The sequence below is a fragment of the Pseudomonas sp. DWP3-1-2 genome, assembly GCF_049896285.1.
Classification (GTDB): domain Bacteria; phylum Pseudomonadota; class Gammaproteobacteria; order Pseudomonadales; family Pseudomonadaceae; genus Aquipseudomonas.
Window position 1 is genome coordinate 20,882 of record NZ_JAFCTZ010000005.1, and the last position, 26,065, is coordinate 46,946.

General features: G+C 60.4%; 21 protein-coding genes. 9 read left to right on the top strand and 12 right to left on the bottom strand.

Annotated features, from left to right (window positions below; genetic code table 11):
- Window positions 1–144: 144 nt before the first annotated feature.
- A complete protein-coding gene (locus ACP7B0_RS13500; protein WP_426141909.1) occupies window positions 145–1,233 on the top strand; it encodes a polysaccharide biosynthesis/export family protein in 1,089 nt (362 codons plus the stop codon).
- A gap of 129 nt (window positions 1,234–1,362) precedes the next feature.
- Here ACP7B0_RS13500 and ACP7B0_RS13505 read toward each other — a convergent pair whose 3' ends face one another.
- From ACP7B0_RS13505 to ACP7B0_RS13515, 3 genes are all read right to left on the bottom strand, one after another.
- Window positions 1,363–1,968 (bottom strand): LysE family translocator, encoded by a 606-nt coding sequence (locus tag ACP7B0_RS13505; RefSeq protein ID WP_426141910.1) that lies wholly within the window; start codon window positions 1,966–1,968, stop codon window positions 1,363–1,365.
- A 133-nt stretch (window positions 1,969–2,101) separates the two neighbouring features.
- On the bottom strand, window positions 2,102–2,377 hold the full coding sequence (locus ACP7B0_RS13510; RefSeq protein ID WP_426141911.1) for a hypothetical protein: 276 nt from the start codon (window positions 2,375–2,377) through the stop codon (window positions 2,102–2,104).
- 66 nt (window positions 2,378–2,443) lie between these two features.
- Complete coding sequence (locus ACP7B0_RS13515) at window positions 2,444–3,373, bottom strand: LysR family transcriptional regulator (protein WP_426141912.1); 930 nt, start codon at window positions 3,371–3,373, stop codon at window positions 2,444–2,446.
- A 128-nt stretch (window positions 3,374–3,501) separates the two neighbouring features.
- Here ACP7B0_RS13515 and ACP7B0_RS13520 point away from each other — a divergent pair, with 128 nt between their 5' ends.
- From ACP7B0_RS13520 to ACP7B0_RS13530, 3 genes are all read left to right on the top strand, one after another.
- Window positions 3,502–4,203: a CoA transferase subunit A gene (locus tag ACP7B0_RS13520; protein WP_065834703.1), complete on the top strand. Its 702-nt coding sequence runs from the start codon at window positions 3,502–3,504 to the stop codon at window positions 4,201–4,203.
- Between the two features lie 71 nt (window positions 4,204–4,274).
- Entirely contained in the window at window positions 4,275–4,931 is a 657-nt protein-coding gene (locus tag ACP7B0_RS13525; RefSeq protein ID WP_426141913.1) for a CoA transferase subunit B, read from the top strand.
- 448 nt (window positions 4,932–5,379) lie between these two features.
- Window positions 5,380–6,798 (top strand): short-chain fatty acid transporter, encoded by a 1,419-nt coding sequence (locus ACP7B0_RS13530; RefSeq protein ID WP_426141914.1) that lies wholly within the window; start codon window positions 5,380–5,382, stop codon window positions 6,796–6,798.
- 69 nt (window positions 6,799–6,867) lie between these two features.
- Here the strand turns inward: ACP7B0_RS13530 and ACP7B0_RS13535 are convergent, their stop codons facing one another.
- Window positions 6,868–7,434, bottom strand: coding sequence for a YbhB/YbcL family Raf kinase inhibitor-like protein (locus tag ACP7B0_RS13535; RefSeq protein ID WP_426141915.1), 567 nt, complete (start codon window positions 7,432–7,434; stop codon window positions 6,868–6,870).
- A gap of 103 nt (window positions 7,435–7,537) precedes the next feature.
- Window positions 7,538–8,266, bottom strand: a complete 729-nt coding sequence (locus ACP7B0_RS13540) for a CTP synthase C-terminal region-related (seleno)protein (RefSeq protein ID WP_426141916.1) — start codon at window positions 8,264–8,266, stop codon at window positions 7,538–7,540.
- 52 nt (window positions 8,267–8,318) lie between these two features.
- Between ACP7B0_RS13540 and ACP7B0_RS13545 the strand changes: the two genes are divergently transcribed.
- Window positions 8,319–9,245: a LysR family transcriptional regulator gene (locus tag ACP7B0_RS13545; protein WP_426141917.1), complete on the top strand. Its 927-nt coding sequence runs from the start codon at window positions 8,319–8,321 to the stop codon at window positions 9,243–9,245.
- A 27-nt stretch (window positions 9,246–9,272) separates the two neighbouring features.
- Here ACP7B0_RS13545 and ACP7B0_RS13550 read toward each other — a convergent pair whose 3' ends face one another.
- Window positions 9,273–10,208, bottom strand: a complete 936-nt coding sequence (locus tag ACP7B0_RS13550; protein ID WP_426141918.1) for a 2-hydroxyacid dehydrogenase — start codon at window positions 10,206–10,208, stop codon at window positions 9,273–9,275.
- 88 nt (window positions 10,209–10,296) lie between these two features.
- Window positions 10,297–11,640 carry a diguanylate cyclase domain-containing protein gene (locus tag ACP7B0_RS13555; protein ID WP_426141919.1) on the bottom strand — a complete coding sequence of 448 codons (1,344 nt, stop codon included), beginning with the start codon at window positions 11,638–11,640 and terminating at the stop codon, window positions 10,297–10,299.
- Window positions 11,641–11,890: 250 nt separating this feature from the next.
- Here ACP7B0_RS13555 and ACP7B0_RS13560 point away from each other — a divergent pair, with 250 nt between their 5' ends.
- Window positions 11,891–13,045: a glycerophosphodiester phosphodiesterase gene (locus ACP7B0_RS13560; protein WP_426142173.1), complete on the top strand. Its 1,155-nt coding sequence runs from the start codon at window positions 11,891–11,893 to the stop codon at window positions 13,043–13,045.
- A 95-nt stretch (window positions 13,046–13,140) separates the two neighbouring features.
- Window positions 13,141–14,484 (top strand): CDP-diacylglycerol--serine O-phosphatidyltransferase, encoded by a 1,344-nt coding sequence (gene pssA / locus ACP7B0_RS13565; protein ID WP_426141920.1) that lies wholly within the window; start codon window positions 13,141–13,143, stop codon window positions 14,482–14,484.
- 92 nt (window positions 14,485–14,576) lie between these two features.
- Here pssA and ACP7B0_RS13570 read toward each other — a convergent pair whose 3' ends face one another.
- Both ACP7B0_RS13570 and ACP7B0_RS13575 read right to left on the bottom strand, forming a co-directional pair.
- Window positions 14,577–18,152 carry a molybdopterin cofactor-binding domain-containing protein gene (locus ACP7B0_RS13570; protein ID WP_426141921.1) on the bottom strand — a complete coding sequence of 1,192 codons (3,576 nt, stop codon included), beginning with the start codon at window positions 18,150–18,152 and terminating at the stop codon, window positions 14,577–14,579.
- Complete coding sequence (locus tag ACP7B0_RS13575; protein ID WP_426141922.1) at window positions 18,149–18,655, bottom strand: (2Fe-2S)-binding protein; 507 nt, start codon at window positions 18,653–18,655, stop codon at window positions 18,149–18,151. Before ACP7B0_RS13575 ends, ACP7B0_RS13570 begins: the two co-directional genes overlap by 4 nt.
- A 560-nt stretch (window positions 18,656–19,215) precedes the next feature.
- On the opposite strand from ACP7B0_RS13575, the gene ACP7B0_RS13580 reads away from it, so the two are divergent.
- Complete coding sequence (locus ACP7B0_RS13580; RefSeq protein WP_426141923.1) at window positions 19,216–20,529, top strand: MFS transporter; 1,314 nt, start codon at window positions 19,216–19,218, stop codon at window positions 20,527–20,529.
- A gap of 30 nt (window positions 20,530–20,559) precedes the next feature.
- Here the strand turns inward: ACP7B0_RS13580 and ACP7B0_RS13585 are convergent, their stop codons facing one another.
- Window positions 20,560–21,534, bottom strand: coding sequence for an aldo/keto reductase (locus ACP7B0_RS13585; RefSeq protein ID WP_426141924.1), 975 nt, complete (start codon window positions 21,532–21,534; stop codon window positions 20,560–20,562).
- A gap of 10 nt (window positions 21,535–21,544) precedes the next feature.
- Window positions 21,545–22,813 (bottom strand): NTP/NDP exchange transporter, encoded by a 1,269-nt coding sequence (locus tag ACP7B0_RS13590; RefSeq protein WP_426141925.1) that lies wholly within the window; start codon window positions 22,811–22,813, stop codon window positions 21,545–21,547.
- Window positions 22,814–23,006: 193 nt separating this feature from the next.
- Here ACP7B0_RS13590 and ACP7B0_RS13595 point away from each other — a divergent pair, with 193 nt between their 5' ends.
- Window positions 23,007–23,351, top strand: coding sequence for a hypothetical protein (locus ACP7B0_RS13595; protein ID WP_426141926.1), 345 nt, complete (start codon window positions 23,007–23,009; stop codon window positions 23,349–23,351).
- 72 nt (window positions 23,352–23,423) lie between these two features.
- Here ACP7B0_RS13595 and ligD read toward each other — a convergent pair whose 3' ends face one another.
- Window positions 23,424–26,057, bottom strand: coding sequence for a DNA ligase D (ligD, locus tag ACP7B0_RS13600; protein ID WP_426141927.1), 2,634 nt, complete (start codon window positions 26,055–26,057; stop codon window positions 23,424–23,426).
- Window positions 26,058–26,065: the final 8 nt, after the last annotated feature.

Below are 26,065 nucleotides of genomic sequence, written 5' to 3' on the forward strand. Positions count from 1 at the left end.
CCTGACAACAACGCTTCGGGGCCACAGGCCCCGCGGGAGGTGCGCGCATTCGAAAAAACACACATGAAGTCAATGTCGGTGTTGGTAAGGGACGCAATGAAATCACTGTGGTGCCAAAGCGCACCTTTAGGAAGGAAGAATTATATGAAGCTAACCCTAGCTGTTGTGCTGCTCTCCAGTCTGATTTTGCAAGGCTGCGCCTTCGCACCCGGGCAGCACATGACTCCAAGTGATGTTGAAAAGAAAGACCCGGACGGCCCGGATGTTCATCTGGTCAACATAACCCCCCAAACCCTCAAACAGCAGAGGCAGCAAGCAACGACTGCCGCCAGGACGCTGCCATCCGAGCTAGTGAACTACAAAACCCCCGAGTACATCGTGGGCCCGGGTGACACACTGCTGGTGATCGTGTTCGAACACCCGGAGTTGACCGCACCCGGCTCTCAGGATCAACTCGATGCCAACAGTCGGGAAGTATTGAGTGACGGTACACTCTACTTCCCTTATGTCGGCAGGATCCAGGCGGCCGGCAAGACGGTCGGACAGATCCGCGACCAATTGCGCATGGGCCTGTCGCCGCAGTACACCGAGGTCAAGGTCGACGTCAAAGTCCTGCGCTACAACAGCCAGCGTGTATTACTCTCCGGCGCCTTCAAAAACCCTGGCCCGCAATCGATCACCAATATCCCGCTAAGCCTGGTACAAGCCATCAGCATTGCGGGCCTTGACCTGGCGGACGCCAACCTCGCCGGCCTGACCCTGCGCCGCGACGGCAAGGATTACGTGCTCGACGTGGATGCCCTCAACCGCAAGGATTCGCAACTGAGCAAAATTTTCCTCAAGGACGGCGACTACCTGCACCTGAACAGCAACTCGAAAAACAAGATCTACGTGATGGGCGAAGTCCAGCGACCGCAGGTCATTTCCTTCGGTACCACCAGCGTGACGTTGCTCGAAGCCTTGGGTAATGCCGGTGGCCTGAGCCCGGACAGCGCGGATGGAGATGCCGTTTATGTGATTCGCGGCGCTGACAACCAGGCGAAAACAGGTGCCACGGTTTACCACCTCAATGCCGAAAAACCCACCGCCTACATTCTGGCCAAAGAGTTTGAACTCGCGGCACAGGACGTTGTGTTCGTAGGCCCGGCCAACATCACGCGCTGGAGCCGCTTCGTCAGCCAGTTGCTAGGTTCGGCCAACGTCATCCAGACCGGCGCTGCGTTCCGCAACTGATTGCCCGGCGCTTAAGCAACAAGCAACAAAACGTCCCCGCACAGACCGACTGCGGGGATTTTTTTGCCTGCGATTCAGGTGTGCGAAGCAGTCGCGGGGTTGCAGGAATGACGCGGGAGAATCCTTCAGTCAGCCTTCCAGCAGTGGATACAGCGACACCACCAGCAACGTTGCCATCACGCCGTTGAAAACCCGCAACCAAAAGGGGTCACGTAGCGCATTGCGCAACAGGCTGCCGCAGCCGGCCCAGACACAGACGCTCGGCGCGTTGATCAACGCAAACACGGTGGAAATCACGATGACGTTGGTGAAGTAGCCCTGCAAGGGTGTGTAAGTGCTGATCGCCCCCACCGCCATGACCCAGGCCTTGGGGTTGACCCATTGAAAAGCGGCTGCCTGCAGAAAGGTTTGTGGCGTTCCCTCAGGCCCATCCCCCTCTGAACCCGGACCGGACGTGGCGATTTTCCAGGCCAGATACAGCAAATAAGCCGCCCCAGCGTATCGCAACACGCTGTAGAGCAAAGGATAAGCCTTGAAGGCCGCACCCAGGCCAAGCCCCACCGCGAGCACCAGGCTGAAAAACCCGCTGCTGATGCCCAGAATATGCGGAACCGAACGGCTGAAGCCAAAGTTCACACCCGAGGCCAGCAGCATCATGTTGTTCGGACCCGGCGTAACGGAGGTGACAAACGCAAATAACGCGAAGGCCAGGAGCAAATCGAAAGAAAGGGTCATGACACCGTCCGCGGGGTTGAGATAAGGCATCAACCCTAACGGAGCGACCGCTCGAAACACACGAACAGCTGGGTAAAAATAAGACCGGTACAGTTTACGCTTGGTGCGAATTATCGAGGACTGTTATCCAGCCTCAACCCTGGCGATCCTGATGTGTCTCGGCGCGCTCGACGCTGAACTCACCGCGATCGTCAAATTCACGGGTCGCCTGCAAGGTGGGTTTGGCCATGAGCTGAGCCTTGCGAGCCTGATACTCGTCAAACGACAACCCGCGACGGTTCAGGTCTTCAAGGGCCAACTGATGGGTTTCCTCGGCCGTATAGGGACGCAATTCCACGGCGTGATGGGTTGAACAACCTGAAACAACGGCAACGCAAAGCAACAGGGCAACGGCGAGAATGCGGTTCATGGGAGTCTCCAGAATGACTCGTTCGGGAATGAGCCAAGGCTACGCCCGCCGCCGTTTACGCAAAAATCATCGCGCTTGATAGTCGTTATTGAGAACCGGGAGTTGAGGCCGCGGGCGTTGCGCGTACTCGATCAGCACATCCCGAAGCGCCTGTGCCGCAGCCGACAGCTTGTGATCGGCAAGCATCATCAGGCCGATGCGCCGCTCGATGCGCGGATCCACCAAGGCAATGCAGCGCGCACCCAATTCCTGCATTTGCGAAATGCACAGTGACGGTACGGCGCTCACCCCAAGCCCGCTGGCCACCATGCGTCCCACTGTCGCCAGTTGATGGCTTTCGAACGCCACCGACAATTTGCCGTGCTGCGCTGCCAGGCTCTGTTCCAGCAGCAATCGCACAGCAGAAGGTCGTTGCAAGGCGATAAAGTCTTCCTTGAGCAACTCATGCCAACTCAGCTCAGTGCGCTGGGCCAGCGGGGAATCCAGTGGCACCACGGCGACGAAACGGTCGGTATAGAACGGCGTGAACACCAGAGAATTACCTGACTCCGGCTCGAAGCCGATCCCCAGTTCGACCCGCCGGTGGCGAACCATCTCCAGAACTTCTTCGTTGATCAGATCGTGCACCGCCACGTTGACCCGGGGGTAGCGACTGCGAAACACCTTGAGCGCGCCGGGCAACAGATTGCCCGCAAAAGAAGGCATGGCCGCCACCGAGACCTTGCCCAATTGCAGGGTAAAGCGCTGGCGCAGCAGCTCTTCGGCGTTGTCCCAATCGGCGAGCAACTGCCGCGCCAGCGGCAACAGGGTTTCACCTTCCGGAGTGAGGCTGACGCTTCGCGTGGTGCGACTGAGCAACTGCCCGCCCAGGTCCTCTTCCAGACTCTTGATGGTCAGGCTCAGGGCCGGTTGTGAAAGGTGCAGCCGTTCCCCCGCCTGGGCGAAGCTCAGGTACTGCGCCACCGCGAGAAAAGCCCGAAGCTGCTTCACGTTCATTTATTTGTTTTCTTTATCAATTCATCAGAAAAACAAAATTAACAAAACATTGAGCCCGAGAGAAGATGCAGCGAACGCTCCTCCGACAGCCAGTCTGTCGGCCACAACTATAAAAAGGCGGATCAATCATGGCTGGACTCGACAAACGCGTTGCGACCTATCAAGAAGCCCTCGCCGGGCTAACCGACAACATGACCGTGCTGTCCGGTGGATTCGGCCTTTGCGGCATCCCGGAAAACCTCATCGCAGAAATCAAACGCATGGGCGTCAGGGGCCTGACCGTTGTGTCCAACAACTGCGGCGTGGACGGCTTTGGGCTGGGCATCCTGCTCGAAGACCGACAGATCCGTAAGATGATCGCGTCCTATGTCGGTGAAAACGCGTTGTTCGAACGCCAGTTGCTCAGCGGCGAACTGGAAGTCGAACTCACGCCTCAAGGCACCTTGGCCGAAAAGATGCGCGCCGGCGGAGCTGGCATTCCAGCCTTCTACACAGCCACCGGATACGGCACACCGGTGGCCGAAGGCAAGGAAACCCGCCAGTTCAATGGCCGCAATGTAATTCTTGAAGAAGCCATCACCGGTGACTTCGCCATCGTCAAAGGCTGGAAAGCCGATCACTTCGGCAACGTGGTCTATCGCCATACCGCACAGAACTTCAACCCGGTGGTCGCCACCGCTGGCAGGATCACCGTGGTGGAGGTTGAAGAAATCGTCGAGCCGGGCGTGCTGCTGCCTTCGGAAATTCATACCCCTGGCATCTATGTCAATCGAGTGATCCAGGGCACTTTCGAGAAGCGTATAGAACAGCGCACCGTGCGCAAGGCCTGAGGCCCTCGCTTTTGCGTTCTCCCGGCGCTTGCGTGTGCAGGCAGCGATAAAACAACAAGAGATTTCAGACCATGGCACTTTCCCGCGAACAAATGGCTCAACGCGTCGCACGCGAACTCAAAGACGGTTATTACGTGAACCTGGGCATCGGGATTCCAACCCTGGTTGCCAACTACGTGCCCGACGACATTGACGTGATGTTGCAATCGGAGAACGGCCTGCTGGGCATGGGGGCATTTCCTACCGAGGAAACCATCGACGCCGACATGATCAACGCAGGCAAACAAACCGTCACCGCACGCATCGGCGCTTCGATCTTCGACTCATCACAATCCTTCGCAATGATCCGTGGCGGCCACGTGGACCTCACCGTGCTGGGGGCCTTCGAAGTGGACGTGGAAGGCAACATCGCCTCGTGGATGATTCCGGGCAAGCTGGTCAAAGGCATGGGCGGTGCCATGGACCTGGTGGCCGGGGCTGACAACATCATTGTCACCATGACCCACGCATCCAAGGACGGCGAATCCAAGTTGCTGGACCGCTGCAGCTTGCCGCTGACTGGTGCCGGATGCATCCGCAAGGTGCTGACCGACCTGGCCTACCTGGAAATCGAAAACGGCGCGTTCATCCTGCGCGAACGTGCGCCCGGCGTGAGCATTGACGAAATCATTGCCAAGACGGCGGGCACGCTGATCGTGCCGGATGATGTGGTGGAGATGACGTTCTGATCGGCAACTCTGGTGTTGTTGGTAGTGGGTTTAGGTGTATATCCGGCAGCGGCGGTGACGCATAGTCACTTTTGCGCCCTTACGGCTGCCTATAAAACAAAAAGCCACTTTGTCTTGGCAAAGTAAAAACCGTCCGCTCATCTGTCCGGTTGCGCTTCTCGCAATTCCCGAACGCCGACATTGCTCCGTGGGTCGATTTACGCACATGCACAACGACCTTGTGGAACCGGCTTTAGCCGGGAGGGGGCCGGACGCCAGCACAAACGGTTTTCCCCCATTTTGCCGAAACAAAATGGGGTCGACCGTCAGGGCGAAACCTGGATGAGCAGCACCGCCAATGCTGTGGCCGCCACCCGATCGAAAAACGCGACACTAACAGGGCAATGATCGGTGGCGACACAGATATACAAGGTTGTAATCCCAATAATAAATACAAGAGGCAAGCCCCATGGCCACCGACATCGAAGAAAGCCGCTATGCCCGTTTTGCCCTGCGTTGCGCCAAGTGGGCGGAACGCTGGTTCCCTGATTCCTGGGTGTTTGCCGCCCTGGCCGTGGTCATCGTCACCGTCGCGACCCTGGCCATGGGCGCGCGCCCTGCCGAGGCTGCCAAGGCGTTCGGTGATGGCTTCTGGAGCCTGATCCCGTTCACCATGCAAATGGCGTTCGTGGTCATCGGCGGTTATGTGGTGGCCAGCTCGCCGCCAGCGGTCAAGCTTATCGACCGTCTGGCACGCCTCCCGAAAAACGGGCGCTCGGCGGTGGCATGGGTGGCGTTGATCTCCATGGTGGCATCGTTGCTGAACTGGGGTTTGTCGCTGGTCTTCGGCGGCTTGCTGGTACGCGCCCTCGCCCGCCGTACTGACTTGCGCATGGATTATCGGGCGGCAGGTGCTGCGGCTTATCTGGGCCTGGGTGCGGTCTGGGCGCTGGGGCTATCCTCGTCCGCTGCGCAACTGCAAGCCAACCCCGGCAGCCTGCCGCCGTCAATACTGGCCATCACAGGTGTCATCCCGTTCACCGACACGATTTTCCTCTGGCAGTCCGGTGTGTTGCTGGCAGCACTGGTGGTCGTCTCGCTGGTGGTTGCCTACGCCACCGCGCCGGGTCCGAACAGCGCCAAGGATGCCAAGGCTTGCGGCGTAGACCCGTCGTTCAGCCTCCCGGCGCTGCCTGCACGGACCCGCCCCGGCGAGTGGCTGGAATACAGCCCGTTGCTGATTATCCTGATGGTGTTACTGGCCTCGGGCTGGCTGTTCAACGAGTTCTCGACCAAACCGGCGATTACCGCGATCTCCGGGCTGAACACCTATAACTTCCTGTTCATCATGCTGGGCGCCCTGCTGCACTGGCGTCCGCGCAGTTTTCTGGATGCCGTGACCCGCGCCGTACCCACCACCACGGGTGTGTTGATCCAGTTCCCGTTGTACGGCTCGATTGCAGCGCTGATGACCACCGTCAAAGGCACTGACGCACAAACCCTGGCGCATCACATCTCGACGTTCTTCACCAGCATCGCCTCCCATGACACTTACGCGCTGCTGATGGGCGTTTACTCGGCCGTTCTGGGCTTCTTTATTCCTTCGGGCGGAGGCAAGTGGATCATCGAAGCGCCGTATGTGATGCAGGTCGCCAATGAACTTCAGTACCACCTGGGTTGGGCGGTGCAGATATATAACGCTGCCGAAGCATTGCCGAACCTGATCAACCCGTTCTACATGCTGCCGCTGCTGGGTGTACTGGGCTTGAAAGCCCGGGATCTGATCGGCTTCTCGTTCGTGCAATTGCTGGTGCATGCGCCTCTGGTGCTGTTCCTGCTGTGGGCGCTTGGCACGACCTTGAGCTACGTACCACCGATGATGCCCTGAACTCGAATGTGCCATGCCTGATGCATCAATCGCCCGCGTCTGGGTAAACGCGGGCAGACATCTGTCACTTCAAGGCCGCTCATGCACCCCGTCCAGCCGCCCTCGGCCGATGACCGTTCCCGCTATTGCCCTGAGCAATTGACTGCGATTGGGTGGGGTTTCGAAATACAACGAGCGATCCAGTGCCAGTAACTGAAAGCTGTAGCGGTGCGGCCCATGGCCGGGCAAGGGGCTCGGCCCGAAATAAGCCGTGTTGCCAAAACTGTTGCGGCCCAACATCACAAGGCCACGGGAGGCGCTGCTCAGGGCGCCCACCGGCAGGCCCTCCAGTTGCGGGGAGATGCCAACGGCGATGGCATGCACGAACGCGAACGGCAGCGCAGCGTCGCCGTCTTCAATGATCAGCGCCAACTCCTGAGTACCTGACGGCAGCCCGGCCCACTCAAGCGCCGGTGAGAGATTACCGCCCGCTGCCGACCCCACATGAGAGGCCGGAATCCGCTGCATCGACGCGAACGCCGGGCTGCGCAGGTCGATATTGACCGGCGCGAACGCGACCGTTTTATGATTCCAGATCAGCGTGTTTTCGGTGGCACTGCGTCCTCGCAACACTCGACCCAACAGACGACTCAGCATGTCACTACCTCGACTCATCGCAATACTCTGGAGACGACCATAGCCCTACGGCGCCATTTACAGAAGCGATGTTGCCTGATCGACCTTGGGTTGTGCAGCCCGACTAAGCGTTTCGAGGGGCGTCCACACAGGCGTTCAGGAATGCTGCAACGAGCAGCGGCAGACGCCCTTCAAGGGCCGCACGTTCGGGCTGAAACAGACTGGCGACAAAAAAAGGATGCCCTTGCAGTTCAATGGCACGGGTGTCGCCTTGGGTATCCGTGCCGCTGACCCGCAATGCCCCGGCAAAAAGCGCTTGATGCAGCTCCGGGCGAAGACCATAGCGGCATTGATAGCGCTCGGCGATTTCCAGTTTTCCATAGGTCTGGGCGATCAAGGAACCGGGGATCAACTGGATGTCGGCAATGACCTGCACCAGGGAGCAGCTCAACGGCGTGATGATCGCATTGGCCGATTCGGGCGCCGTTTCCCCGTGCTCGGCGTCGTGCCAGCCCAGAGCGTTGCGAGCGTATTCAATCAGCGCATGCTGAAACCCGCCGCAGGTGCCCAGAAACGGCACTGACTTTTCCCGGGCGTAGCGAATGGCGGTGAGCGCGCCACTCATGTCCAGATAAGGGCTGGCCGGTACACACCAGATACCGTCGAAGCGGGCCAGATCGGTACCGTCTTGCACGTCCGGCGTCGGCACCCAGGTGTAATTCACCCGCACGCCTGCGGCACTGGCGGCCATGTCCAGCGCAACCGGAATGGCCTGATGCGCCGGCACGTCCGGGCTGTAATCCCCCACCAAGGCAATGCTCACCGTTTCGCCCGCTTCAATCACCTGCTTCATGCCTGCTCCCCGAATGACAGCGATCTATTGTTGATCGCCTGTGCAGGACTATATGCTGGCGTTCACGCAAGCAAAATTGGCATTTACACAAGTGGTCAATGCACCCATGCACTATCGGCTTAATCATTCCGACCTCGCGTTGATCCTCGCCCTGGTCCGTGGCAAGACCCTTGCCCGCGCCGCCGAACTGCTCAAGGTTGACGTTTCCACGGCGTTCCGCTCAGTGCGACGACTTGAAGCGGCATTGGGCACTGCGCTGTTCGACAAGACCCGAACCGGGTATCGCCCCACCGGGGCAGCGCTGACACTGGCCAAGCAGGCAGAAGACGCCGAACAGGCATTGGAGCTGGCGCAAATCAGCCTGGAACAGGGCCGCGATGTGGTGAGCGGTACCGTGCGTCTGACCTGCACCGAAGCGGTGTTGCAAAGCCTGTTACTGCCCGCCCTGACCCGCTTCATGCCAGCTTACCCGGCGCTCAGGCTGGAGCTCAACACATCCAGCACCTTCGCCAACCTCAGCAGCAGGGACGCAGACATCGCGTTGCGCCTGACCACCAGCCCGCCGGAACACTTGGTCGGCAACCGCCTGGGAACGGTGTCCTACGTGCTCTGCGCCAGCCTGAGTTATCTGCAGCGCGTCGGCCCAGTCGAGCCTGCCCTCATGGACTGGATCGCCCCCGACGATTTTCTGCCCGACCACCCCACCGTCACCTGGCGACGCCAGCAACTGCCCAGCGTCAACCTCACCTACCGGTGCAGCTCGATGATGGCCGTGGCTGAACTGGTCCGGGCGGGAATGGGCGTTGCCGCGCTGCCGGATTTTCAGGTGGTCAACAGCCCTCAACTGCAAACCCTGGGCGAACCCCTGGCCGGCTACGACAGCGCACTGTGGCTGCTGACGCGGCCGGATTGCCGGGCACTGCGCTCGGTGTCGGCGCTGTTTACGGAGTTGACGCGAGGGATCGAGCTCGCGGGCTAAACCATCGAGGCTGGCCCCGCGCACCGGTCAGCCGCGCACCGGGGTCAACACCGGTTTGCCCGCGAAAAAGGCCAGCAAATTGTCCGCCACCAACTGCACCGTACCCCGGGACGCTTCAGGCGACAGGCCCGCCACATGAGGCGTGAGGACGACGTTGTTCAAGGTTTTGAGCGCATCGGGCACTTGCGGCTCGTCATCAAACACATCCAGTGCCGCGCCGGCAATCCACTGCTGCTGCAACGCCTGGATCAGTGCCTGGGTGTCAATGACACTGGCCCTGGCAATGTTGACGATGAAACCTTCCGGCCCCAACGCTTCGATCGCTGCACGGTCGATCAAATGCCGGGTGCCCGCCCCGCCTGGGGTGGCCACTATCAAAAAATCCGAGGCGCTGGCCAGTTCCAGCGGTGTCGCGCAATAGGTGTAATTCACATCCTGACGCGGCGTGCGGCTATGGTAATTCACCACCATATCGAAACCTGCCGCTCGCCGGGCGATGGCCATGCCGACCGCGCCGAGCCCCAGAATCCCCAGACGTTTGCCTTCGAACGACGGTCGGGTCAGCTTGCGCCATTCGCTGCGGCGCACCGACGCGTCCGCCTGGGGGATATCGCGCACGATGGACAACAGCAACGACATCGCATGATCGGCCACCGTCGGCGCATTCACCCCCGCCCCATTGGTGACGACGATGCCTCGGCTCCGGGCCGCAGGCAGGTCCACGCGCTCATAACCTGCACCGATCACACAGATGATTTTCAGGCCCGGCAGCGCATCCATCTCCTCGGCCTCGAACCCCAAAGGTCCACGGGTCAAAACGGCCGTGATCTCCCCGCCGCGCGTCGCAATTGCCTCGGCACGCATGGCCGGGGTTGGCGCAAGAATAAGCCGGAAACCGCTGGCCTCCAGAATCGGTAAATACTCGTTAACACTCTCGACCAACACCAGGACTGTCGTTGTCATGCAGGGCTCCAGAACATTCGTTGACAGGATGCAACAGTAACGCGACGTTACGCGCTTTGGGCAAGGTGCCCGGCTTGATCATTCTGGATCATGCCTGAAACCTGTTCCCGCCCTGCTTCTTCGCCAGATACATCGCCTCGTCGGCGTACTTGAACAGCTGCGCCAGGTCGTCGCCGTCCTGGGGAAAGTGGGCGACGCCAATGCTGGGCAAGATCGGCCAGTCAATGCCGTCAAAATTGATCGGCTGGTTGAGCGCCGCCAGAATCTTGTTGGCCACAAAATGGGCGTCTTCATCCTTGCTGATGCGGTCCAGCAACACGATAAACTCATCGCCGCCGATCCGGGCGACGGTGTCGGACTCTCGTACGCACTGCGTGAGGCGCCGGGCGACTTCCTGCAACAACTGATCGCCTGCGGCGTGACCGAGCGTATCGTTGACCAGCTTGAATTTGTCCAGATCCAGATAGAGCACCGCCAATCGCCCTTCGTTGAGCCGTGCGTGCTCGATCGCACCGAGCAACCGCTCATGCAACAACATTCGATTGGGCAAGTGAGTCAGCGCGTCGAATTGCGCCATGTGCTGCAGGCGCTCGTGCATCCGCTGCCGTTCAATGGCGGAGGTTGCCTGATTGGCGATGAACTGCAAAAGCTCCTGGTCCTGCTCGCTGTAATGCCCATCACCGCTATCGCCCTTGATCATCAATGCGCCAATGGTGCCGCTTTGCCCATTGAGCGGCACACCGAGCCAGCACGGTGAAGAGTCCTCCATCAAGCTGACCAGAGGACCGGGCAATGACGCTTTCTGATCACCGCAAAACAGGGCGGCCATCCCCGTGGCCGCGATTTCCAGGGCCAGGGTCTGGGCCACAGGACTTTGTCGCAACGGGTCCTGATGGTCCGCGTGATAAGGGAAATTCAGGTGCTTGCGCTGCGGGTCGAACAACGCGACGGAAAAATTCCGCGCGTGCAGCAACGTACCAATGATTTGATGCATGTGCCTGAAGAGACTGACCAGATCCACCGTTTTATGAGCGGCTTCGGAAATATCGAACAGCGCCAGGCGCACGGCTTCCGCACGCTTGAGTTCAGTGATGTCACGGGCCACAGCGATTCGCAAACGATCGACCTCCGACCAGCGGGCCGACCACATGATGTGAACCACGTGCCCGTCTTTATGGATGTAGCGATTCTCGAAGTGCAGCTTGGGCTGGCCGGCCATGATCTCCCGCGCCGCCGTCAGCGTTTTTTCCCGGTCATCGGGGTGGACCAGATCCAGCATCTGCTGGCCAATCAGCTCTGCGGGCGCGTAACCAAAGATTCGTTCGCACGCGGCACTGACATAGACATAACGACCTTGAGAGTCGACCACGCAAATGGCATCCATGAGCATATCAACGAATCCCACCAGCGCTGCGTACGTGTTTGTTTCCATAAAAAGACTGCCTGGAGAATTCTCGCGTTCACGCTGCGGACTCATTTGCCGCGCAAGCTGATACAAGCCGAACCCATAGTGCCCAAAAGCGTGGCAGTGAGCCACCACCCTCTTATCAACCCCGCATTTGAGTGCGACATAAACGAACCGGGAACGACAGGCGCCTTGCCGGTCCTGTCCGATACTGTTAAAGCTCTGCCCCGGATCAAGACAGTCTTCCATGACGATCAGAAGGAATGCCGAAACCATGTTGAAAGGAATGTCGAAAACCCCGTTGCGTAAAACGCCCATCGCCAGCCTGCTGGCCGCGACCTTGTTCAGTGGCCTGATGCTGTCGTCGACTCTGGCAACGGCTGCCGACGCGCCAGGCAAACTATTAAGTGAACAGGCTGGCCTGCCATGGCCGGCCGTCATTGCGCACCGCGGCGCCTCATTCGACGCCCCGGAAGAAACCATTCCGGCTTATACCCTGGCCCGTGAGTTGGGGGCGGACTATCTGGAAATGGATATCCAGCGCACCAAGGACGGCGTCTTGATCGCCTTTCATGACGACACACTGGAGCGGACCACCAACGTCGCGGCCGTTTTCCCCAAGCGTGCCGCTGATCCGATCAGCACCTTCACCCTGGCTGAACTCAAGCAACTGGACGCGGGTTCCTGGTTCAACAAGGCTTACCCCGACCGAGCCCGCAGCAGCTACACGGGCCTGCAAATCCTGACCCTGGATGAAGTGATCGACATCGCCGAAGGGGGCAGCAACAAGCCCGGTCTGTACATCGAAACCAAAGTCCCGGCGCAATTCCCAGGGATCGAAGCAGACCTTAAAAAGGCGTTGGACAAGCGCGACTGGCTGACCTCCCGACCGGCCGCCGGTGCAGGCCATGTGAACGTGGCAAGCATGCCGGGACGTGTCGTGTTGCAGACCTTCGAGAAGCCCAGCCTGGAATTGCTGCAACAGGAAATGCCACAGGTGCCGAAAGTGCTGCTGCTGTGGATCGGTAAAGGGTCTATCGAACCCAAATCCGATGTGGCCTACAAGGATTCAGGCTTCAAGGACAAGGCCAGCTATTACGGCGCGCAGGAAGTCAAATCCGAAACCGAGTTTGCCGCGTGGATGGACTGGGCCAAGGCTCATGGCGCAATTGGCACTGGCCCTTCGGCAAAACTGACCCACGGTGGCGATCAGAGCTATATGGACCTGGTTAAACCCTGGATGAACAAGATGGCCCACGACAAGGGGCTGGTGGTGCACCCTTACACCGTCGATGACGACGTGGACTTCAAGAAGATCAGCGAGGATGGCGTGGATGGCTTCTTCACCAATCGTACTTCGCAGTTGCTGACGTTCTACGGGCGGCCGGCGAAAGAGAGCATGGAGGAGATTTTGAAGCGCTATGGGTATTAGAGCGCTCCAGCTCGCTAACCGGTAGATCGCGTCACGACCTGAAGCTGACTCTGGTGTAAGCTCGTGCGCTGTTGGTTTACCCCTTCGAGAGGCTTATGCGGTCCAACTTCCGACGCTCTACCCTTGCAGCGCTGCGCGGTTTTTCCTTGCCTGGCGATGCACTTACGATTCTGCCCACTGCCGCCGATTACCGTCGCTGTCTGCTGGAGAAAATCGCATCGGCGACCCGACGCATCTACATCGTCGCGCTGTATTTGCAGCAGGACGAAGCCGGCCAGGAACTGCTCGACGCGTTATATGCCGCCAAGGCCGCGCGGCCCGAGCTGGATGTGGTGGTGCTGGTGGACTGGTTTCGGGCCCAGCGCGGCCTGATCGGCGCGGGGCGCCAGCCGGGTAATTCCACCTGGTATCAGGCACAGAATCTGGAATACGACGAAGAAGTGCCGATCTATGGCGTGCCGGTGCAAACCCGCGAGCTGTTTGGCGTGTTGCATTTGAAAGGTAGTGTGATTGATGACGCGGTGATCTACAGCGGCGCCAGCATCAATAACGTTTACCTGCACAAGCTCGACAAATACCGGCTGGATCGCTACCACGTGCTGGACAGCAAAGCGCTGGCGGACGCTTTTCAGACCATGGTGCAGCGCGACATTCTGCCATCCGGTGCGGTGCATCGCCTGGACCTGCCTTCGCCCCCAACATCCCGCAGCCTGCGCAGCGAGATCCGTGCGTTTCGCAGCCACCTCAAGCGCACGACGTACGACACGTCGGCCGGGGCTACCGACAATGGCGAGTTACGGGTAATCCCCTTGTTGGGGGTCGGCCCGCGAAATCCACTCAATCTCACGATCCTGGAGTTGATTGCGTCGAGCAAAACCCAACTGACCCTCTGCACGCCGTACTTCAACGTACCGCTGGCGGTGAAACGGGAGATAAACCGCGCCCTCAAGCGTGGCGTGACAGTCGACATCATCATCGGCGACAAAAAAGCGAATGACTTTTTTATCCCCCCCGAAGAGCCCTTCAAGGTCATCTCCGCACTGCCCTATCTCTACGAGATCAGTTTGCGGCGCTTCGCCCAGAAGCATAAAGCGGCCATTGCCCGCCATCAGTTGAACCTGCACTTGTGGAAAGAAGGCGATAACACGTTTCACCTCAAGGGCATGTGGATCGACGAGCGTTATACCTTGCTGACCGGCAACAATCTGAACCCCCGGGCCTTCAACCTTGACCTGGAAAACGCTTTGCTGATCGACGACCCGCAGGGCCAGTGGCTCAGCCCGCGCGAGGCGGAAATCGAACAATTGATGCGCAACACCCAGCGAGTCGGCAAGTACGACGAACTGGACACCCTCAACGAATACCCGGTCGCCGTCAGAACCTTCCTGCGTCGGGTCAGCCGGGTGCGTGCCGAGCGGTTGCTGTACCGCATTCTTTGATGGCCCGGTTAGGGATGACTCGGTAGAACCGGGTTTGCCCGACAACACGTCCGCTCGGGCAGTCGGGCAGTCGGGCAACGAACGTACGACGCTCAAGGGTTGTCCGGGCTCGCTCGCACACGGGCCACCTTTTTCGCAAGGTGCGACCAGGGTGGCTGATCTGGTGCAAAGCGATTACGCAGGTACGCCGTCAATTCGCTGATCTGGGTATCGGAAAGACTGTCCTTGAAGCCTGGCATGTACCCCAGGTCAGGCGTCGCCGGGTTGGCAATTCCGTGCAGGATGATCTTGAGCAGGTTGTCAGGCTGCTGGCTGTGCAGGTTAGTGTTGCTCGCCAACGACGGACTGACGCCGAACAGCGTCGGGCCCATCCCGTCAGCGTGGCAGCTTTGACAGGCGCCTTCGAAAATACGCTTGCCACGGTGCAGTGAACCAGGGTCGATGGGCGGCTCGGCCGTTGACGTGTCGTTGGCCGAGGCAGTCACCGATACCGACGCTGAACCGCTCAGAGAAGCCAGATAAACCGCCATGGCCCGAACATCAGCGGCAGGCAGCTTGGCCAACTCGGTGACCACAGGCCCCATCGGCCCGGCGGCCACCCCATGGGCAGCGCTGTAGCCGGTGCCCAGGTAAGCAAACAGTTGCTCCTCGGTCCAGGGCACTGGCGCAGTCGAAAGCGCGTTGAGCGCCGGGGCGTCCCAGCCATCAACCGTGCCGCCCGCCAGAAACCAGCGCCCACCTTTCAGCGCCCCCAGAACATTGCGCGGCGAGTGACACGCGGCGCAATGCCCTGCGCCGTTGACCAGATAAGCGCCACGATTCCATTGCTCGCTGCGCCCCGCCTGAATCTGATACTCACCCTTGCGCAAGAACAACGCATTCCACCCCGCCAACAGCGGGCGAAGGCTCCACGGAAACCGCAAATCATTGGCTTTGCCCGGTTGGATGACAGGGGGCTGCGCCATCAACCACGCATAAAGCGCCTGCATGTCGGCATCGTTGATGGTTCGGAACGCGGTGTAGGGAAACGCGGGGTACAGATGTTTGCCATCGCGACTGATGCCTTCGCGCATGGCGCGCTCAAACGCCGGATAGGACCAACCCCCGATACCGGTTTGCGGGTCCGGGGTGATGTTGCGGCTGTACAAGGAGCCAAACGGCGTTTGCAGCGCTCGCCCACCCGCATTTTCCGGCCCGTCAGGCGCGGTGTGGCAGACCACGCAGGCGCCCGCGGCTGCCAGCAGACGGCCGCGTTCCAGCGTCGCCGCAGACCAGGTGCCCGGGTCTGGCGGTGAAATGGGGGCTATTTGTGCACGCCAGGGCAAGGCGCTGACGGCCATGCCGAACAGCACGCCGCCTGCCAGCAAGATCGCGCCGAACCACCTGCTGCCGCGCTTTACTTTGACGGGCGCTGCGGGAGGTGATTTTTCTACATCGCCAGCACGCTTGAGCGCCGCCAGCACCCGCTCGGCAGTAAGGGGCAGTTCGCGAAACCGGATGCCGGTGGCGTCGTACACGGCGTTGGCAATGGCCGCTGCGCTGGGCACGGCCGCCGATTCGCCCGCCCCCAGCGGCGGCTCGTTCTGACGCGGCATCATCAATACGTCCACATCCGGCACCTGGGGGAACGTCAGGATGGGATAACCGCCCCACTCCTTGCTGGCGACCAGGGAGCCTTCGAACGCCACTTGTTCCTCGAGCACGCGACTGGTGGACTGAATGACGTTGCCGTGAATCTGATGCTGCACTCCGGCCGGGTTGATCATCATGCCCGCGTCGTGCCCCACCACCACACGCGTGACTGACACTTCGCCGCTGACCTTGTCCACCGTCACATCGGCGACCCATGCCGCCCACGCCGCGCCAGCACCGGGGAACTTGCTGTGCATGTACCGCGCGTAGGCAAAGCCGCGTCCGCGCAACAGAGCGTCCTGTCCCGGCGTTTGCATGGGTTCGGTGCGCGGCGTCCACCCAGCGCGGGCTGCCGTGGCCCTGATCAACTGCGCGCCGCGTTCGTCCTGCAGGTAACGCAGGCGATATTCCACAGGGTCCACCCCTGCCGCAAACGCCAGTTCGTCCATGTAGGACTCATGGGCGAAGGTGTTGGGGAGCGCCGACACGCCACGCATCCAGGACGCACGCACCAGCGGCAGCATGTCGTTGACGGTTACGCGCATGTGCTGGAAATCGTAAGGCGCGACCGAAGTGCGATCCCCCATTTCGAACATCGCCGCCACCGGATCGACGCGCCCGGTCAACAGCAAGGCCAGGGTCGGCGCGCCGTTGGACGGGTAGCAGGTCTGAAAGTCGTAACCGGCGACCCCGCCGTCGGCATTCAATCCGCCATCGACGTCCATCAGTTGCGCCGCACCCTTGGGTTCCCATACATGCTCCTGCTCCCGGGTCAGTTGCACGCGCACCGGCAGCCCCACTGCTCGGGACAGCAGAACGGCGTCGGCACATACGTCATCGGCGCAGTTGCGCCCGTAACAACCGGCCGCCTCCATGCGGATGATGTCGATGCGCTCTTCAGGGTATTCCAGCAGCCAGGCCAGGTCGGCCCGCAGCAGATGAGGATTCTGCGTGCCGGACCAGACCCGAACGGCATCCGGCCGATAATCCGCCAGCGCACAGGATGGGCCGATGGACCCGTGCATCTGATAGGGCCACACATAGCGACGCGGCATGCGTTGGCTGGCCTGATCGAGCGCCTGCTCGACGTTCCCTTTATCCAACAGGACCCGCTTGACACAGGGATTGTCGAGGATGGCCTGGGTAACATCGCTCAGGTCCGGCAACTTGTGCGTCCAGTCCTTCCAGGTGACTTTCAACAACTGCGCAGCCTTGGCGGCCTGCTCTTCGCGCAACGCGATGACGCCGACAAAATCGCGTATGACCACCACCCGAACCACGCCCGGGACATGGGCAATGGACGATTCGTCCACTGCCAGCAAGGTGTTGCCGACGAAATCACCGCTGTCCAGCCCCGCATAGGGCGGGCGAATCACGCGGCCATGAAGCATGTTGGGCAGGCGCATGTCATGCACATAGGTCAGTTGGCCAGTAGCTTTGCCGGGTATATCCACCCGCATGCTGTCCGTGCCCACCACGCGATACGCTTCGACGCGCTTGAGTGGCGCCGTGCCGCTGATGCACAGCTCGTCATGCTCACCGGTCACCAGCTCCGCAAAACTCAACGTACGGCCGTCTATCGCGCCAACCACACCCTGCTCGATTGTCAGGGATTGGACCGGCTCCCCCAAACGCCGGGCCGCACGTTGCAACAAAAAGCGGCGCGCCTCGGCGGCGGCATTGCGTAACGGGACCGCCGCAATCTGGAGGGTCGCGCTGGCAATCGTCGCCCCCTGATCCGGTACGCTGCCCGTATCGCCCAGGATCACGCACACCTGCTCCAGCGCGGTATCCAGCTCTTCGGCAACGATCTGCGCCAACGCTGTGCGAATCCCGGTGCCCAGGTCTACGTGCCCGTTGAAGGCGTAGACGCGCCCGTCATCGTTGATCGCCAGGTACAGCGCCTGCTCGATGGGTTTGGGTGCTGGCACGGCACCTTTGGCAAGCGGCCCGCAATCGGGCGCGATGCGATCAATGATCAGCAGCACGCCAGTCTTGGCCAGCAGTTGGTCACGGTTGAGCAAGGCTTGAGTCATGAAAGCGATCCGTCGAAGGCATTTTTTCGTGCGGCACGCCGTACCGCGCTGAGTATTTCCAGGTGGGTGCCGCAGCGGCAGAGATTCCCCGACAGCTCGTGGCGAATCTGCGCTTCCGTGGGCTCGGGGATTCGGTCGAGCAGGGCCTTGGCGGTCATGATCATGCCGTTCAGACAATAGCCACATTGCGCGGCTTGCTCGTCGATGAAGGCTTGCTGCACCGGGTGCGGATGCTGACGGCTGCCGATGCCTTCCAGGGTGACGATTTCCCGGCCCTGGGCACCGCTCAACGGGAAAATGCATGAGCGCGCCGCAATACCGTCAATGGTGACCGTGCAGGCCCCACACTCCCCCAGCCCGCAACCGTACTTCGGGCCGTTGAGCTGCAGGTCATTGCGCAACACCAGTAGCAACGGTGTATCGGCCATGGCGGTAACGGCGGCGGTTTGGCCGTTGACCCGTAATGTTACGGTCCTTTCAGGCGCCACAGCGGGCTCACCCATGGAACGCTCTCCCTTTCCTGAAAGCCATCCATGGCATGTGTCGAAGTGGTGACATCGATGAATATGAGCAGCACCAACCCCGGCTGAATCATCAGGCTGGGCGCTGAGGTGAACGCGAGCAAGGTCTGCTGTTGGCGATGTAGTGCAGGTCGCTATTTAAACGCAAATTACCCCACTCTTTTTTACGCCTGATGCCGGTTTGCCCGAGCATTTGCGCGGCGTGAACGCGTCAAGCCGCCATCCAAAGGGATTAGCAGTGTTGCTACAGACACTTCCTACTGTTTTTTGGGAAACTTCATTCAATAAGCTGGCAACTTTCCACTCACATTTGTTCAACTGTCCTTCTATCTTCGCGGCCTCACCGTGTTGCAATCGGCTGTTGTCATCGGTTTTGTGAGCTGAAAACACATTCCGGTCACGCGCAGCCGATGCATCACCTTGATGCCTGGCGCGGTGGACTGTGCTTGCAACACTCGCACATTCCGGCATCGCTGACGCGAACCCGTGGCCTGCCAGGCTTGAACCCTATTGATAAGCTTTGCAGTCGCCAGGACAGACCTATGCCCCTTGCAGATGTAAGACCCACGTCCCCGGACGTCAACGATCCCGTCAAAGCGCTGTACCGGAAGATCACCTGGAAGCTCATTCCATTTTTGTGTTTCTGTTATCTGGCGGCCTATCTCGACCGGATCAATATCGGCTTTGCCAAATTGCAGATGCTTGATCAACTGCATTTCAGCGAAACCGCGTTCGGCCTGGGGGCCGGGTTGTTTTTCGTCGGCTACATCCTGTTCGAAGTGCCGAGCAACCTGATCCTGGAAAAAGTCGGGGCGCGAATCTGGATCGCTCGAATCATGATCTCCTGGGGGCTGTTGTCGGCCTGCACCATGCTGGTCACGACGCCGACACAGTTCTATGTGCTGCGTTTTCTTCTGGGCGTTGCCGAAGCGGGTTTTCTGCCCGGCGTGTTGTTCTACCTGACGACGTGGTTTCCGACCCATCGACGCGGACGCATCATTGCCCTGTTCATGCTGGGCCTGCCGCTGTCGAGCATCATCGGCGGCCCGTTGTCGGGGTGGATCATGAGCCACTTCGACCACGCTGCCGGCCTGCGCGGCTGGCAGTGGCTGTTTCTGATCGAAGCCGTTCCAAGCGTGCTGTTGGGGGTTCTGACACTCTGGATGCTGCCGAATAACCCTCGCCAGGCCAGATGGCTGGATGACACCGAAACACGTTTGCTGGAAAACGAGCTGGGGCGGGATGCCGCCGATAGCAAGGGCAGCAAATACAGCTTCCGGGATGGCTTTTTCAACCTCAAAGTCTGGATGCTGGGGGGCATCGATTTTTCGATGCTGCTGAGCGCCTACGCCCTGGGCTTCTGGATGCCGACGTTCATCCGTAACGCCGGCGTGAGCGACACCTTTCACATTGGCGTGCTGACCGCCTTGCCCAGCATTGCCGCGCTGGTGGGGATGCTGATCATCGGCGCCAGCTCGGATCGTTATCGGGAGCGGCGCTGGCACATCATCGTGCCTTACCTGATTGGCGCCGCCGCCATGGCCGGCAGCACGTTTTTCACCCATGACGTGGTGGCGACGGTGCTGCTGTTCGCGATTGCTTCAGCGGGAATCTTCGGCGCGCTGCCGGCCTTCTTCAGCCTGCCCGCGACCTTCCTCAGAGGTCGCGCCGCTGCGACCGGATTCGCCCTGGCCTGCTCACTCGCCAACATTGCCGGACTGGTAAGCAATTCCCTGATGGGCATTGCCATGGACGTCACCGGCAGCAGCACCGGCGCCATGTGGTTCTTCGCCGGTTGCCTGGTCCTCAGCAGCCTGCTGGTGGTGGCGCTACCCGCAAAAGTCGTGAACCGCTAAACGCGCCGTGGTGTCCGGGCCGACGCGCCCCTACCCCACCAACGCAATGAGCTGTTGGCGCTGGGCATCGGTCAGCATCGGCCCGAAACCGGCGCCCGCGTTTTCAGCCATGTAACGCGGATTGCCGGTGCCGGGAATCACACAGGTCACGGCGGGATGGGCGAGCAGGAATTTGAGGGCCAGTTGTGCCCAACTGGTGACTTCGACCTGCGCCGCCCAGCCCGGCAGTGGTTTGCCCTTGAGTCGCCCCAGCAAGCCACCGCCGCCGAAGGGCCGATTGCAGATCACCGCCACGCCGCGCTCACGGCACAAGGGCAACAGCCGAGCCTCGGCGGCGCGGTCATCCAACGCATAGTTGATCTGCAAGAAATCCAGTGGCTCGGTCTTGAGCACCGCTTCGACCTCCGCATAGGCGGACGAGGTGTAATGGGTAATGCCGATGTAGCGGATGCGACCCTCGTCCTTCCATTGGCGCAATGTGGGCAAATGGGTTTTCCAGTCCAACAGATTATGGATCTGCATCAGGTCTATGCGCTGGGTGCGCAGCAGCCTGAACGACTCCTCCATCTGGGCGATGCCTTCCTTGCGCCCACGGGTCCACACTTTGGTGGCCAAAAACGCTGGCGAGCTGGGCTGGTGAATCGACAGCAATTCACCCGTGGTCTGTTCTGCGCGGCCGTACATGGGCGAGCTGTCGATCACGGTGCCCCCAGCCGTGAACAGCGCATCCACAACAGCGGGCAGACTTTTATAGGCGGCGCTCGAGGTGGCCACATCAAAACCGCGATAAGTCCCCAGGCCAACCATCGGCAGGGGTTCGTTACTGGAGGGAATGGCGCGAGTCAGCATTTTTCTGGCTCCTGCAGGCAAGGTCGAAGGTGATGTGGGCGAGGGAAGCGTCGGCGGCCCTGGCTCCCCGGTCGCCGTATCCAATGTAAAGGCCGCCGACAGGCCCGCCGCCAGTGTGAGAATTCTTCTGCGAGTGAAAACAACAGGGTCGGACATGAGATTCCCCTTATTTGTCGCTCGTGATGGCCTGCTGCGCCTGGCGCTTTGCCAGCCAGAAACACAGCCAGGCCCAAAGCCCGGCAAAGGGCACGATGAACATCGCCAGCAAACCGAAACCGGCACCCAACGCCGTCAACCACACGGACAGCCAGCCGCTGGCTGCGTCGCCACCGCGGTAGACCACGGTTTCAATGACATTCTTGGCCTTGTACTTTTCTTCCCGGCTCACCACGGTCCACAGCACTTCTCGGGCCGGCCGGACAAGGGCGAACTCCACGGCGCGCCGCAGCCCCTGGGCCAATGCGACGGTGGCGGGCACGGGTGCCAGAGCCATGGCGGTGAACGCAACCACCGTTGCCAATGGCAAGGCCACCAGCGCACCGCCGATACCCACGAGGCGAATCAGAGGTGCCGTCACCACCAGTTGCAGGATCAAGGTCAGCGCTGACACGATCAGGTCCACCGTCGCAAAAAACTGCGTACGGCTCGCCACATCAGCGTAGCTGTCGACCACGATCCGGCCCTGTTCGAAATACAACAGGGTCGCCGCGCTGGTGTGCAACAGCATGAACAGCACCAGCCCCAGCAGATACGGTGACCGCACAATCAGCGTCACCCCGGCGAGCATGCTGCCACCCAGGCGCTGTTCATCCTTGATCATGCCGTGACCTTGGGGCCGGGTGCGGCTCAGCAACGCGCGATAGCACTGCACGGCCGCTTCAAGCAGCAGCGCAGCCGCGACCGTCAAGGCAATAGGTCCGAGCCGGGTCGCCATGGTGGCCGCCAGCAATGGCCCGATGAAGGTGCCCAGCGTGCCGCCCGCCGCGATGAACCCGAACAGCCGACGCCCTTGCTCACTGGAAAACCGGTCCACCAGTACGCTCCAGAAAATGGAGACGATGAACAGGTTGTAGATACTGATCCAGACGAAGAACACCCGACTGACGGCCAACGGTGCGATGTGGTTGGCGATCAGCCCACCAAACACCAGCATCGACACCGCGATCAGTCGGTAGACCAAGGGCACAAAGCGGGTGGCGGGCAACCGGGAAACCAGGGCACCAAACAGCGGCACCATCACCAGCATGACCACAAAGGTGGCGGTAAACAGCCACTGCAACTGGTCGGCACCGCCTTCCAGACCGAGGGCATCCCGCAGGGGCCGTACCAGGTAATAGCTGGCCAGCACGCAGAAATGAAAGGCGAAACCCAACAGCAAAGCGTGCTTCTCTGACGGCTCAACCTTGACCCACTTCAACGGGCCGGTGGCGAGCATGGCACCGAACCGGGGTGTTTGAAGTGCACACGTCCATGGATCGACATCGCAACGCTCCCTTGCGGCTATTGATTGATCGACCGTGCCTGACCCGGTCGGTTCAAACCGCATTCGTCAGGATCCGCCCACGCGGTTGGAACGACTGCCCTGCCCGCACGTCAGACCTGCATCCAGCCATCAAGAGAGCACCCTTATGAGCAACGTCATCTCCACCGAGCAACTGGCCACGGTCGACCTGCGCATGATCAATGAAATCTGGCTGTCGTCCTCCCAGACACCGCAACCCGACAACGCGGCCCAGCCCAAGCTGTGCCTGTGGCGTGGTGAACAGCTTTTTACTCACGACATGATGAGTGAAGGCACCCATGGGCAAAACGTCAATCGACTCTGGGTGTGCGTCTCGGACATGGACGATCCGGACACACTGCGCACTGTCGAGGACGCCGTACGCCAACGACTGGCGCAGATGGACATGCAGGGCGAATTCTATCCGGCGGAGCGAGCCGACACCCAGGCGGAACATAGCCAGGCCCAGTGACCCTGCTCCGGCTGCGGGCGGCTGTTTGATCCATCAAAACCACGACGCTTCCGGTTTCAACTGCGGAGCCAATCAGCGCTTCTGGCCCAACTGAAGCCACATCTTCCTGGTGATCCGCTGGCGGTTCTGGTAGCCCGCCCATGGATCGGCTTTCAGCCTGCGCAGCCGCTCTTGAAGGTTGCCCACATTCCATTGTTGAGCTGACGCCAGGTGCGTCAGTTCATCGCGAGCGACCGGCACCGAGACCGGCAAACCCGGCCGCGCGCGTGCCGAATAGGCAACCACGGTGCTGGCACCCCGGCTATTGCGCAGGTAATCAATAAAGATTTTCCCCACCCGGTTTTTCGGCCCCATGGTCGCGGTAAAACGTTCGGGCAGTTGATGGCTGATGAACTCGGCGATGGCTTTGGCAAACCCTTTGACTGTATCCCAATCCGCCTGCCGGGCCAGGGGCACAATAATGTGCATGCCCTTGCCTCCGCTGGTCTTGATAAAGGCTTGCAGCCCGAGCTCATCCAGCACTGACAAGGTCATCTGCGTGGCTTCGATCATGCTGCGCCATGGCAGCTCGTCATCGGGATCAAGATCAAGGACCAGGTGATCCGGCGTTTCGATCCGGTCACTGGTGGCCCCCCAACGGTGCAACTCAATCGTGCCCATCTGCGCCGCGCCCACCAGGGCCTGTACCGTGTCGATTTCCATCAGCCGTGCATGGCCGGGGTCCAGACCGGGCTTGAGTTGCTTGATGTTGGGGATTTTCAGTCGCTCGGCGTGTTTCTGAAAGAACTGTTCACCCTCGACGCCTTCAGGGCAGCGCAGCAAGGCCACCGGCCTGCGAGCCAGATGGGGCAGAATCCAGTCGGCAACAGTCTCGTAGTAATGGGCCAGATCCACTTTGTGTGTTCCGCTTTGTGCATCAATCACTCGGTAGGGGTGACTGATGCTGACACCCGCCACTGCGATTCGGCCCCTCGCGGATTTAGCAGGTTTGTCAGGGACTTCACTGACGGCCTTCGCCGCCTTGGGCTTGAACGTGCCCTTGAGTTCGGTGGCTGCCCGGGGATGCTCGTGGATGACCTGGCTTGCCGGTTTATCCGAGCGCAGCGCAATGAACGCCGCCTGACGCACAATCCCTTCACGGGTCCATTCGGCAAACTCCACTTCGCACACCAGTCCCGGTTCGATCCAGTGCACGCCTCTGCCCTGGGAACTGGTCAGCTTTTTCACCAGCGGCGATGAACTGCGCTCAAGTGGCTTCATGCGCTCACTCAGTTGCCCAAGGGCGCTCTGGTTGAAGCCGGTACCCACCCTGCCCGCATACACCAGGCCGGGATTCTCCCCGTCTTCGTTGACCGCCAGAAGCATGGCCCCGAAACCGCTACGGCTGCCCTGAGGCTGAGTAAAGCCGACGATGACGAACTCCTGACGCAGTCGGCATTTGAGTTTGATCCAGTCGGGGCTGCGCTTACTGACGTAAGCACTGCCAGACCGCTTGCCGATGACACCTTCAAGTCCGATGGCGCTGGCGCTTTCGACAATATCCTTGTGGGTGGACTGGAAGGCCTCGGAAAAGCGCAGCACTTTGCTGCGGTGTCTGGCCAGCACCTGCTGCAACGCCCCGCGACGCTCCTCAACCGGCGTGTCGCGCAGGTCATGCCCGTTGAGACAAGGAACGTCAAACAGGTAATAAACAATGTCCTTGCTGCGGCCGCTGTCGAAGGCGTTCTGCAGTGCCTGAAAATCCGACAAACCCTGTTCGTTGAGCACGACCATTTCGCCGTCCAGCCAGCTGTCACTCAGTCCCAGCGCCGCCAAAGCCTTGGCTTGCAGCGGCAGGCGTTCAGTCCAGTCATGGCCGTTGCGACTGAACAGGCTCACCTGGCCATCCAGCACTCGCGTCAGAATGCGGTAACCGTCGAATTTGACTTCATATAACCACTGGCCTTCGGGGGGCGCATCCACCAGGGTCGCCAACTGCGGCGTCAGCTTCTCGGGGACGGCAGCGGTCTGTTTACGGAGCGCCGCTTTTTTGCGAGCAGGTTTGGGAGCGTCAGGTGTGTTCGCTGTATTTTTCGGGGATTCAACCGAGGGTTTGGGTTTAGCCCTGCCTGATTGACCCGGCGTAGTTTCCTTACCCACCAACGCCCCGCTCACTACACTTTGCGGCTGATCCTGAACAATGTCGTACGCCTTGCTCGAACGGGCAGCGTCGTCCTTTTCCTTGATCAGCAACCACTGCGGCTTGTCACTGCTGCCTTTTAGGCGAGTGAGAACCAGCGTCCAGTCTCCGGTCAGCTTTTCCCCGACGAGGGTGAACTTGAGCTTGCCCTCTTTGTAGCTGTCAGCGGGATCGCCATGGGGCTGCCAGATGCCACGGTCCCAAACGATCACGTCTCCGGCACCATACTGTCCCTTGGGGATGCTGCCCTCGAAACTGGCATATCTCAGCGGATGATCTTCAACCTGCACAGCCAGACGCTTGTTGGTCGGGTCCAGGCTCGGGCCTTTGGGCACCGCCCAGCTTTTCAGGGTGCCATCAAGCTCCAGGCGAAAATCGTAGTGCAGGTTGCGCGCATCGTGCTTGTGAATGACAAAACTCAAGGCTTTCCCGGCCCGCTTGCCCTTGGCCGGAGCGGGAGACTCCGCGGGCTCGCCGGTAATGTCGAAATTGCGCTTGCGGGCGTATTCACTTACCGGCTTGGCCATGGTCGATC